The sequence below is a fragment of the Pedococcus sp. genome (assembly GCF_036554925.1).
GTDB lineage: Bacteria > Actinomycetota > Actinomycetes > Actinomycetales > Dermatophilaceae > Pedococcus_A.
This window is the reverse complement of the sequence record NZ_DATBMI010000227.1, coordinates 1-10915: the sequence shown is the minus strand read 5'-3', so window position 1 is coordinate 10915 and position 10915 is coordinate 1. Positions and strand designations below refer to the sequence as shown.

10 protein-coding genes are annotated in these 10915 nt (G+C 71.8%); 2 read left to right on the top strand and 8 right to left on the bottom strand.

The features are described 5' to 3' along the window. From VIB11_RS16840 to fdxA, 3 genes are all read right to left on the bottom strand, one after another. Window positions 1-891: citrate/2-methylcitrate synthase (locus VIB11_RS16840; protein WP_332057225.1), on the bottom strand; the 891-nt coding region annotated here is incomplete at its 3' end. A 111-nt stretch (window positions 892-1002) separates the two neighbouring features. Next, window positions 1003-2139 carry a succinyldiaminopimelate transaminase gene (gene dapC, locus VIB11_RS16835; protein ID WP_332057224.1) on the bottom strand — a complete coding sequence of 379 codons (1137 nt, stop codon included), beginning with the start codon at window positions 2137-2139 and terminating at the stop codon, window positions 1003-1005. Between the two features lie 31 nt (window positions 2140-2170). Continuing rightward, a complete protein-coding gene (gene fdxA, locus VIB11_RS16830; RefSeq protein ID WP_275804680.1) occupies window positions 2171-2497 on the bottom strand; it encodes a ferredoxin in 327 nt (108 codons plus the stop codon). 20 nt (window positions 2498-2517) lie between these two features. On the opposite strand from fdxA, the gene VIB11_RS16825 reads away from it, so the two are divergent. Together VIB11_RS16825 and VIB11_RS16820 are read left to right on the top strand one after the other, a co-directional pair. Further along, window positions 2518-3561 (top strand): GNAT family N-acetyltransferase, encoded by a 1044-nt coding sequence (locus VIB11_RS16825; RefSeq protein ID WP_332057223.1) that lies wholly within the window; start codon window positions 2518-2520, stop codon window positions 3559-3561. A gap of 32 nt (window positions 3562-3593) precedes the next feature. Then, a complete protein-coding gene (locus tag VIB11_RS16820; protein WP_332057222.1) occupies window positions 3594-4001 on the top strand; it encodes a VOC family protein in 408 nt (135 codons plus the stop codon). Window positions 4002-4014: 13 nt separating this feature from the next. On the opposite strand, the gene VIB11_RS16815 is transcribed toward VIB11_RS16820, so the two are convergent. The 5 genes from VIB11_RS16815 to typA all read right to left on the bottom strand — a co-directional run bounded on the left by VIB11_RS16815 (window position 4015) and on the right by typA (window position 10743). Then, window positions 4015-5712, bottom strand: a complete 1698-nt coding sequence (locus VIB11_RS16815; protein WP_332057221.1) for a VanW family protein — start codon at window positions 5710-5712, stop codon at window positions 4015-4017. Next, the gene (locus VIB11_RS16810) at window positions 5709-6200 is read right to left on the bottom strand and encodes a flavin reductase family protein (protein ID WP_332057220.1); all 492 of its coding nucleotides are present in this window, start codon (window positions 6198-6200) and stop codon (window positions 5709-5711) included. Before VIB11_RS16810 ends, VIB11_RS16815 begins: the two co-directional genes overlap by 4 nt. Continuing rightward, the gene (gene mshB, locus VIB11_RS16805) at window positions 6197-7093 is read right to left on the bottom strand and encodes an N-acetyl-1-D-myo-inositol-2-amino-2-deoxy-alpha-D-glucopyranoside deacetylase (protein ID WP_332057219.1); all 897 of its coding nucleotides are present in this window, start codon (window positions 7091-7093) and stop codon (window positions 6197-6199) included. Before mshB ends, VIB11_RS16810 begins: the two co-directional genes overlap by 4 nt. After that, entirely contained in the window at window positions 7090-8667 is a 1578-nt protein-coding gene (locus VIB11_RS16800) for an ABC transporter substrate-binding protein (RefSeq protein ID WP_332057218.1), read from the bottom strand. The genes mshB and VIB11_RS16800 overlap by 4 nt, the downstream gene beginning before the upstream one ends. 192 nt (window positions 8668-8859) lie before the next feature. After that, entirely contained in the window at window positions 8860-10743 is a 1884-nt protein-coding gene (gene typA, locus VIB11_RS16795; RefSeq protein ID WP_332057217.1) for a translational GTPase TypA, read from the bottom strand. Window positions 10744-10915: the final 172 nt, after the last annotated feature.

Genomic DNA, 10915 nt, shown 5'->3' with positions numbered 1-10915 from the left:
GTTCTTCACCCGCTTGACGAAGGCGTCGACGTCGCCGCCGTCGGCCTTGATCCGGTCGAGCATCTCGAGCACCGACTGGTTGGCGCCGCCGTGCAGGGGGCCGAACAGGGCGTTGATCCCTGCGGACACCGAGGCGAACAGGTTCGCCTGCGCCGAGCCGACCAGCCGGACCGTGGAGGTCGAGCAGTTCTGCTCGTGGTCGGCGTGCAGGATGAGCAGCAGGTCGAGCGCCTTGACCATGTCGGGGTCGAGGTCGTAGGGCTCGGCCGGGAAGCCGAACGTCATCCGCAGGAAGTTCTCGGTCAGCGACAGCGAGTTGTCGGGGTAGAGGAACGGCTGGCCGACGCTCTTCTTGTAGGCGTAGGCCGCGATCGTGGGCAGCTTCGCCATCAGGCGGACCGTGGAGATCTCGACCTGCTCCTTGTCGAACGGGTCGAGGCTGTCCTGGTAGAAGGTGGACAGCGCGGACACCGCGGAGGACAGCACCGGCATGGGGTGGGCATCGCGGGGGAAGCCACCGAAGAACGCCTTGAGGTCCTCGTGCAGGAGCGTGTGGCGGCGGATGCGCTGGTCGAACTCGGCGAGCTGGTCCTGGGTCGGGAGCTCCCCGTAGATGAGGAGGTAGGACACCTCGAGGAAGCTGGACTTCTCGGCGAGCTGCTCGATCGGGTAGCCGCGGTAGCGCAGGATGCCCTGGTCGCCGTCGATGTAGGTGATCGCGCTGCTGCAGGAAGCCGTGTTGACGAACCCGGTGTCGAGGGTGACGTTGCCGGTCTCCTTCAGGAGCTTGGAGACGTCGTAGCCGTTGTTGCCCTCGGTGGCCTGGACCAGGGGAAGGGAGAGCTCTTTGCCCCCTGCGGTCAGCGTGGCTCCGGTCCCGTCGTTGCTCATCAACCCATCCTCAGTGTGTTCGTGGGCACCCTGGCGTCCCGCGCCGAGCGCAACAGCGACGGTACCCCAGGAGGCGCCGGGCAGGAAAAACGGGGCAGGGCCACCACGCGGTCAGCGCAGCCGCTGCACGGCCGCCGCGATGCGCTCGTCCGCGGCAGTCAGCGCGACCCGCACGTGCTCGGCCCCCGCCGTTCCGTAGAAGGTGCCCGGGGCTGCCAGGATCCCGCGATCCGCAAGCCAGCCAAGGGTTTCCCACGCGTCCTGCCCGCGGGTCACCCAGAGGTACAGCCCAGCCTCGGAGTCGTCGACGCGAAAGCCGGATGCCTCGAGAGCGGCTCTGAGCGGCGTCCTGCGGGCGCGGTAGCGCTCCTTCTGCTCGGCGACGTGCACGTCGTCGTGCAGCGCGGCCGTCACCGCCCGCTGCACCGGGGTCGGCACCATCATGCCGGCGTGCTTGCGTACCTCGAGCAGCTGGCGGACCACGGCCGGGTCACCCGCCACGAACGCCGCGCGGTAACCGGCCAGGTTGGACTGCTTGCTCAGCGAGTAGACCGCGAGCAACCCCTCGTGGCTGCCGCCGGTCACCCGGGGGTCGAGGATGCTCGGCGTCGTCGGCGGCTCACCCTCGGCACCGCTCGGCTCACGCCAGTCGAGCTCGGCGTAGCACTCGTCACTGGCGACCAGCACGCCGTGGCGCCGGGCCCACGCGACCACCTTGGCGAGGTGGTCGACGCCCAGGACCTTGCCGGTGGGGTTGCCGGGGGTGTTGAGCCACAGCAGCTTCGGCGTCGTCGCTCGTGTCAGGGGCCCGAGCGCCGCCAGGCCGTCGACGACGACCGGGTCGGCCCCCGCGAGCCGTGCGCCGACGTCGTAGGTGGGGTAGGCGATGCGCGGGAAGCCGACGACGTCCCCCGCACCGAGACCGAGCAGCGAGGGCAGCCACGCCACGAGCTCCTTGCTGCCGATCGTCGGCAGCACGGCGTCGGGGTCGACGTCGGGCACGCCGCGTCGGCGGGCGAACCACCCGGCGACGGACTCCCGGAGCTCGGTGGTCCCCCAGGTCTGGGGATAGCCGGGCGCATCCGCGGCGGCGCGGAGGGCGTCCTGCACGACGGTCGGTGTCGGGTCCACGGGAGTGCCCACCGACAGGTCGACGACGCCTCCCCCGGGCAGCGCGCCGGAGACGGCACTCGCCCGCTCCCGGAAGGGGGCGAGCGAGTCCCAGGGGAAGTCGGGCAGCCGCAGCATCAGCGCGCGGGCCGGGCGGACGGCGGCAGCCTCACTCGTCGTGCTCCTGGGGGGGCAGCGCGGAGATGATCGGGTGGTCCTTGTTGATCAGGCCCAGCTTGGCGGCGCCTCCGGGGCTGCCGAGGTCGTCGAAGAACTCGACGTTGGCCTTGTAGTAGTCGGCCCACTGCTCGGGGACGTCGTCCTCGTAGTAGATCGCCTCGACCGGGCACACCGGCTCGCAGGCGCCGCAGTCCACGCACTCGTCCGGGTGGATGTAGAGCGAGCGCTCACCCTCGTAGATGCAGTCGACGGGGCATTCCTCGATGCACGCCTTGTCCTTCAGGTCGACGCAAGGCTGGGCGATCACGTAGGTCATAGCGCACATACTATGCATCCGTGTCGGACCTCGTCGCAGCGCTCCCCGTCGGGTCTCGCGTGGTGGTCCGGTGGCAGCTCGAGGCCCCTGACGCGGCGACCGGCGCCACCCTCACCGACGCGGTCGGCACGCTCACCACCCGCGACGACGAGACCCTGACCGTGGACACCTCGCGTGGGCCGGTGGTCATCGACCGCCGCCGCGTCGTGGCCGCCAAGGAGGTGCCGCCGCGCCCGAGCCGTCGGGGAGCTGCCCACCTCGCGCTGACGGTCGCCGACCTCCAGCGGGTCATGATGCCCTCCTGGGGCGCCGCCGAGCGTGAGTCATTGGGCGACTGGACGCTGCGGGCGTCCTCGGGCTTCACCCAGCGCGGCAACTCGGTGGTGCCGGTCGGGGACCCCGGCGTGCCGCTCGCCGACGCCGTCGCCCGGGCAGAGGGCTGGTATGCCGCGCGCGGCCTCCCGGCGAAGTTTGCCGTCGCGGGACCGCAGGGGTTCGACCCCGCCGACGACCCGCTGGGGGCGCTGCTGCTGTCGCGCGGCTACACGGTGGGGTCCGTGACCCTCGCCCTCACTGCCACCACCGCGGCCGTGGCGGCGGCGGACCCGGGCGGGCCGGCCGTCGTGACGCACGCGGAGCCGACGGAGGCCTGGCTGGCCGCGTACCGGCGCACCCGCGCGACCGTTCCCGGCGCCACGGAGGCAGTCCTGACGGGCAGCCCGCGCCAGGTGTTCGGGCACGTCACTCCCGGTGGGGGCCTGTCCCAGCAGCTCGGCCTGCGCGCCTCGGACGCGGCCGGCACGGCGCCGATCGCGCTGGGACGCCTGGGGATCGCCCACGGGTGGGCGGGGCTGGGCGCGGTCTGGACGGACCCGGCATACCGGGGTCGCGGCCTCGCGGCACACCTCACGGCACGGCTGGCTGCACAGGCCGCCAACGACGGGATCCGGCTCCTCCACCTGCAGGTGGAGGACGACAACGCCGCCGCCCTCGCGCTGTACCGCCGCCTCGGTCTCGACGTCCACTCGTCCTACGCGTACCTCACCTCGCCGGAAACCCGGTAGCCCACAGGCCGCTGTGCCGCGAGGCTGTCGGCATGACCTCACGGATCTCGCACACCTCCATCGACTCCCGCGACGCCTACGCCCAGTCCGTCTGGTGGTGTCAGGTGCTCGGCTTCTCCGAGGACCCGCGCGACCCGAACGAGCCCGGCCACGAGGAGTGCATGATCTTCTCCCCCGACGGCCGCACCCGGGTGCTGTTCATCGAGGTGCCGGAGGGCAAGGCCGTCAAGAACCGGCTGCACCTCGACCTCACGCCGACCGACCGGACGCGGGAGGAGGAGGTCGAGCGGGTCATCGGCCTCGGCGCCACCGTGCACCAGGACCTGCGGACCGAGGACGGCGGCGGCTGGGTCACCCTGCTCGACCCCGAGGGCAACGAGTTCTGCGTGCTGCGCAGCGAAGCCGAGCGTCCCGACCCCTACGCCCACCTCGTCCGCTGACCCGCTGCACGCCTCACTTCGGGTTGGTGCAGGTGACCTTGTCCTCGGGGATGTAGTGGGTGGAGAACGAGGAGCGCTTCACCTCGGCGCCGTTCTTCTTGAAGATGCGCGTGACCGTGACGTCGAAGCCCTCGCTGGGCTGCTGCGGCACACAGGCGGCCGACTTGTCGACGATCGACTTGGGCTTCACGACGTTGCGGCGGGGCCCCTTGACGGCCTCGATGTCCCAGACCTTGGCGCCGTGGAAGGTGACGGTGAGGGCGTTGCCCGAGGTGTAGGCCTGGATGAGGATGCCGGTGCCGGTGTCGTTGGTCCACTTCTGGTCGACGCCCGGCCACGAGACGGTGGCCTCGCGACCCTCGGGGTAGCGGGAGATGTAGAAGCTGTGCGGGTGGTACTCCTCGATCCGCGCGCCCGAGAAGAAGACCGCGTTGAACAGGGTCGTCGACACCTGGGAGACGCCGCCGCCGTAGCCCTCGACGAGCCGGCCGTTCTCGATGACCGGCGCCTTGGCGTAGCCCTTGGCCGCGGTGCGCTGGCCGAGGGTCTCGTTGAGGCTGAACTGCTTGCCGGGGGCGACGAAGGTGCCGTTGAGGGTCCGCGCCGCGATCTTGATGTTGTTCGTCCGTGGCGGGTTGTCGGGGAAGTACGTCGTGAACGTGGAGATCGGCTCCCGCGGCGCGATCTTCCTCGCCTCGGCCGTCGTGAGGTCCGGCTGGAGGACGACGGTCTTGACCGTGGCGGTGCGGTTCGGGGAGGTGAGCGCCGGGCCGAAGGCGGTGACGAGCGACTTCTGGTCGATGCCCAGCCCGGTGGCCGACGGCACGACGACCGCCTTGCCGCCCCGGAGGGTGAAGGACGCGTCGCGGGGCTTGGACTCGATCCCGCGCTCCTCGGCGGCCTTGCGCACGGCCGCGAGCAGCGTGGCGGTGTCGTAGGAGGGGACGAGCTTGCCGTCGTCGCCGGACCGCAGGCTGAGGGCCGGTGCGAAGTCGGCGGGCTGCAGCACCAGCGTGGTGGACCCCACCGCGACCCGGACCGGACCCGACATCGCGGGTGTGGCGAACTCCGTGTTGACCCGGTTCAGCTCCTCGGCCGAGATCTTGGGCTCGACCGGCTCGACGACGCCCTTGACCGGCGCGGAGGCCGGCCACGCCCGGGCGATCTCCTCAGCGGTGGCGTCGACCTGGACCTTGGCGCCCACGACCGGGGCGACGAGGCGGACCTTGCCGCCGGGAAACGCGATCGACCCCTCCTGGGCGCCCTTGTCGACCGACTTCGCCGACTCCGTCAGCACCGCCCGCAGGCGGTCGCGGGCGACATCGGTGCGCAGCGGCTCGTCGTCGCCACCGTTGAGGTGGTTCCACACGTCCGCCGGCTTGAGGGAGAACCCGGTCAGGCCCTGGAGCGTCTCCTTGATGTCCAGGGTCAGGCCGGCGGCCGCGGGGTCGACCTCGACCGTCCGTGCCCCGAGCACCACGGAGACCGGCGCCGACGCGCGCTCGGCGAGCTGGCGCTTCAGGGTCGCCTCCGCGTCCTCCGGCGACTTCCCGCCGATGGGTATGCCGGCCACGCTGGCGTTGGCCGGAACGTGCCGCCCGAGGAAGACGGCCATGCCGATGTAGCCGGCCGCCAGGACCGCGAGGGCGAGCGCCAGCCGCAGGGCGGCCCCTCCACGATCTCTACCTTGCACGGCCACCCTCCCACTCACGACTGCACCCCGTAGCGGCTGCGGTAGTACACCAGAGCGTCACCGGGGTGTTCGGCAACTCCCAGCGACACTACTTCGCCCACGACGATGCTGTGGTCGCCGGCTGCGTGGATGTCGGTGGTCTGACACTCAATCGTTGCCAAGGCGCCCTCGAGAAGGGCCACACCGGTCCTGCCCCTCGCGTGCGGGATGCGGTCGAGCTGGCCGTGCAGGGGGCGCCCCTGCGTCGACAGCCAGTCGGCGGTGCGCCGCTGCGACGAGGACAGGATGCTCACGCCCCACACCCCGGACTCTGACAGGGCGTCGTGGAAGCGCGCGTCGACCTCGACGCAGACCAGCACGAGCATGGGCTCCATCGACACCGAGGCCAGGGCGTTGGCGGTCATGGCGTGGTCGTGCCCCTGCCAAAGGGTGGACAGCACGGTCACGCCGGTCGCGAAGCGGCCCATCGCCAGCCGGAACAGGTCCGGGTCCGGGGCACTTGTCATCCCGGGACCTCCCGCAGCAGCGACGCCGCCCGCGGAAGTGAGGCCGGCGGCGGCAGGAGCTCGCCCGTCGCAGGGTCGAGCCGTGCGAAGCCCTCCCGGCCCGGCAGCCGGGCAGCGATGTCGTTGGACAGGGCATAGCAGCCGTCGGCCACGCTCACCTGGGTCCGGTGCTCGCGCAGCGCCGCGGCCTGCAGGGGCAGCACCGAGGGGTCGACGACCTCGTGGCTCACCGCCCCGTCGTCGACGACCGACGGAGGGAATGCCTCGGCGGGGCCGGGGACGCGCCAGCCGGACGACGCCGGGACGTGCTCGGCCAGCCAGGCGCGGTCCTCCACCGCCCACGACCGGGGCGTCAGCACGGCATACAGGTGGGGGCGGTCGCCGGGGGCGAGCGACGCCACCGCTGCGCAGGTGACCCGGTGGGCCTGGATGTGGTCGGGGTGCCCGTAGCCGCCGTGCTGGTCGTAGGTGACGACGACGTCGGCGCCCGTCTCGCGCACCACGTCGGCGACCAGCGCCGCCGCCTCGCCGACGTCCGCCTGCACGAAGGCGCGGGGGTGCTCCGCCGTGGGGGTCCCGGCCATCCCGGAGTCGCGGTAGCGCGAGGGCACACCCCGCTCCGGCGCCTCCCCCAGCACCCGGTGTCGCACTCCCAGCGCGGCCATGGCCCGGCGCAGCTCCTCCCGGCGCCAGGGGCCCAGGGCGTCGTCCCGGTCGGAGGCGAGGCGGGCCAGCTCCGCCGGAATGACCTCACCCTCCTCCCCGAGCGTGCAGGTGAGGACGTGGACGTCGTGGCCGAGCCGGGCGTAGTGGGCCAGCGCCACCCCGGTGGCCAGTGTCTCGTCGTCCGGGTGGGCGTGGACGAAGAGCAGGGTCTCTCGCCGCTGGTTCACCGGACGGTGGTCCCGGCGAGGTCGACGAAACCGCCGAGGGCGTCGTTGGCCGCCAGGCCGGCCACCCGCGAGCCCGCGACGTAGAGGGCCCGGCGCTGGGCGAGGGCGACGTAGACACCGCGGCTGGCCAGGCGGGCGTCGAGCTCGGCCCAGGCGGCGTCCCGCTTGGCGTCCTCGGGGATGGCCGCGATCGCGGTCATCCGCTCGTTGGTCTTCGGGTCGGCGTACTGGCCGTAGTTGCGGCCAGAGCCCGCCGCCGAGAGGTTGATCCGGCTGTCGAACAGCGGCGGCACGACGGTCGAGGCGGAGGGCCACGCGGGCGCCCAGGTCGCCCAGACCACGTCGCTCTCGCGGATCCGGCCCGGCTTGGAGACGGTCGTGAAGTAGTCCTTCCTGATCGGCTGGAGGGTGACGTCGAACCCCCCGGCCTCCCAGCCGTTCTCCAGCGCGGCCATCGCCTTGTCGGCCGTCGGCGTCGACCGGTAGGCGACCCGGAGCTTCACAGGAAGGGTCAGGCCGCTCTCCTGCAGCAGGGTGCGGGCCGCGGCGGGGTTGCCCCTGGTGCCGGCGCCGAGGGGGTCCTGGCCACGGTGGCCCGGGAGGTTGGGGCCGATCAGGGAGTAGGAGGCGCTCGCGGTCGTCGTGCCCCCGAGCGCGGTGACGTACCCGTCGCGGTTCGTTGCGATGGCGAACGCCCGGCGCGCGTCGTCGGTGGACAGGGCCCCGCTCCTGACGTTCACCGCGAGGTAGTCGACGAGGCCGGTGCGCGCGTTGACCGACCGTCCCCGCAGGTTGTCGGAGCCGAGGATGCTGTGCTGCATCGCGGGCGGCGCGGAGTCGAGCGCCACCGCCGCCTGGTTCTCCTCGTCGTCGGCGAGGATGTGCTGGGCCGCCGTCTGCGACTCGACACCCTCCTGGTAGCGGATCCGTTCGGGCTGGGCCTTCCGGATGCCGTCGGACGCCTGCTTCCAGTGGGGGTTGCGCACGAAGGTCCCACCCGTGCTCGGGTCCCACGCACCCTGCAGCTGGTAGGGCCCGTTGGAGAAGACGGCGTGCTCCGACTTCCCCCGGTCGTCGGCCTTCGCCTTGAAGGGGGCGAACGACGCGAGCGACACCATCTGGTCGAAGTCCGCCCGTGGCTGGGCGAGCCGGAACGTGATGGTCCGGCCCGAGCAGCGGACCGCCTTGTCGAAGCCCGCCTTGCCCGCAGAACCGTAGGGCCCGGCGTACGTCGACGAGCCATCTGCCTTCCGCGGGACATCGAGCACTGCCAGCGGGTACTTCAGCCCCTCCGAGGCCGCGGGCTCGGCGAAGTTGCGGGCCACGCCGTACTTCACGTCCTCACACGTGACGGTCGAGCCGTCCTGCCACCTGGTGTCCGGGCGCAGGGTGAAGGACCAGGTGCGCTGGTCCTTGCTCGCCGTGCCGGTGCTGGTGGCCAGGTCCCCGACCAGCCTGCGCTGCGAGACGGCATCAGGGCCGGGCGGGTAGGCCGTCAGGGTGCGTGAGAACACTCGGCCCGCGAACGCCATGTCCTTGGTGGAGCTCATCCGCTGCGGGTCCCAGGTGGCCACGGGGCCCAGGCTGACCACGGTGAGCGTACGGTCCCCGGAGTCCGGCGCCAACGGGCCGGCCGAGCACGCGGCTGCGGCCAGGCTCAGCGCGGACACGCCCGCGCCCGCCACCGCGCGCACGAGGCGCGGGCGGCTGGGACGCGGGCGGACGGGGCGGCCCGTGGGTCGTCGCATGATGGCCCTCAGCACCGCCTACTGGTTGCGCGCGCGTGCCGCCGTCCGGGCTCGCACGGTCTGGTCGAGCTCGACCTTGCGGATGCGCACCGCCTCGGGCGTCACCTCGACGCACTCGTCCTCGCGGCAGAACTCCAGCGACTGCTCGAGGCTCAGCTTGCGGGCGGGCACGATCTTCTCGAAGTTGTCCGCCGAGGAGGCGCGCACGTTGGTGAGCTTCTTCTCCTTGGTGATGTTGACGTCCATGTCGTCGGCGCGGCTGTTCTCGCCGACGATCATGCCTTCGTAGACCTCGGTGCCCGGCTCGACGAACAGCGTGCCGCGCTCCTGCAGGTTGACCATGGCGTAGGCCGTCACGGCCCCGGTGCGGTCGGCCACGAGGGACCCGCTGGTGCGGGTGGTGATGGTGCCGAACCACGGCTCGTAGTCCTCGAACACGTGGTGCGCGATGCCGGTGCCGCGGGTCTCGGTGAGGAACTCGGTGCGGAAGCCGATGAGGCCGCGCGAGGGCACCAGGAACTCCATGCGGATCCAACCGGTGCCGTGGTTGGTCATCTGCTCCATGCGCCCCTTGCGGGCGGCGAGGATCTGGGTGATCGCGCCCAGGAACTCCTCGGGGGTGTCGATGGTGAGGCGCTCGACCGGCTCGTGCACCTTCCCGTCGACCTCGCGGGTGACCACCTGCGGCTTGCCGACGGTGAGCTCGTAGCCCTCGCGGCGCATCTGCTCGACGAGGATGGCCAGCGCGAGCTCACCACGGCCCTGGACCTCCCACGCGTCGGGGCGCTCGGTCGGCAGGACACGCAGCGAGACGTTGCCCACGAGCTCCTTGTCGAGGCGGTCCTTGACCATGCGGGCCGTCACCTTGGCACCTCGGACGCGGCCCACCATGGGGCTGGTGTTGGTGCCGATGGTCATCGAGATGGCCGGCTCGTCGACGGTGATGACCGGCAGCGGGACGGGGTTCTCGGGGTCGGCGAGCGTCTCGCCGATCATGATGTCGGCGATGCCGGCGATGGCGATGATGTCGCCGGGGCCGGCCTCCTCGGCGGGCTTGCGCTCGAGCGCCTCGGTCATGAGCAGCTCGGTGACCTTGACCCGCTCGACACTGCCGTCGGCCTTGCACCACGCGACCTGCTGGCCCTTGCGGATGGTGCCGTTGTGCACGCGCAGCAGGGCGAGGCGGCCCAGGAAGTTCGAGGCGTCGAGGTTGGTCACGTGGGCCTGGAGGGGCGCCTCGTCGTCGTAGGTCGGCGCCGGGATGGTCTCGAGGATGGTCGCGAACAGCGCCTCGAGGTCGTCGCCGTCGGGCAGCCCGCCGTTCTCGGGGCGGTTCAGCGAGGCGCGGCCGGCCTTCGCGGAGGCGTAGACGATCGGGAAGTCGATCTGGTCCTCGGTGGCGTCGAGGTCCATGAAGAGCTCGTACGCCTCGTCGACGACCTCGGCGATGCGCGAGTCGGGGCGGTCGACCTTGTTGATGCAGAGGATGACCGGCATCTTCGCGGCGAGCGCCTTGCGGAGCACGAAGCGCGTCTGCGGCAACGGTCCCTCGGAGGCGTCGACGAGCAGGACCACGCCGTCGACCATCGACAGGCCGCGCTCGACCTCGCCGCCGAAGTCGGCGTGGCCCGGGGTGTCGATGATGTTGATGGTGACGCCGTCGGTGAGGCCGGCGTCGGCCGCCGCCTTGCCGGCATACCGGATGGCGGTGTTCTTGGCGAGGATGGTGATGCCCTTCTCCCGCTCGAGGTCGCCGGAGTCCATCGCTCGCTCGTCGACGTGCTGGTGCTCGCCGAACGCGCCGGCCTCCCACAGCATCTTGTCGACCAGCGTGGTCTTTCCGTGGTCGACGTGGGCAACGATGGCGACATTGCGGATGTCACCGCGGGTCTTGATGGGCATAGGGGACATTCTCTCAGGGATTTCGCCATGCTCCGAACCACGCACGGCTCCTGCGTGAGCACACCCACAAGCCCACCCACCCGCCGGTATGCCGAGTGGCCGGCTCCCAGCCCGGCCCTCCTGCGCGCCTCAGGGGCCGAGGCGCTCCTCGACCGCGCGCACGATGGGGAGG

Excerpts from the sequence above, each read along its gene's own strand:
- dapC (WP_332057224.1), bottom strand. The coding sequence starts at position 2,139 with ATGCTGCGGCTGCCCGACTTCCCCTGGGACTCGCTCGCCCCCTTCCGG.
- VIB11_RS16810 (WP_332057220.1), bottom strand. The coding sequence starts at position 6,200 with ATGACAAGTGCCCCGGACCCGGACCTGTTCCGGCTGGCGATGGGCCGC.
- fdxA (WP_275804680.1), bottom strand. The coding sequence starts at position 2,497 with ATGACCTACGTGATCGCCCAGCCTTGCGTCGACCTGAAGGACAAGGCG.
- typA (WP_332057217.1), bottom strand. The coding sequence starts at position 10,743 with ATGCCCATCAAGACCCGCGGTGACATCCGCAATGTCGCCATCGTTGCC.
- VIB11_RS16820 (WP_332057222.1), top strand. The coding sequence starts at position 3,594 with ATGACCTCACGGATCTCGCACACCTCCATCGACTCCCGCGACGCCTAC.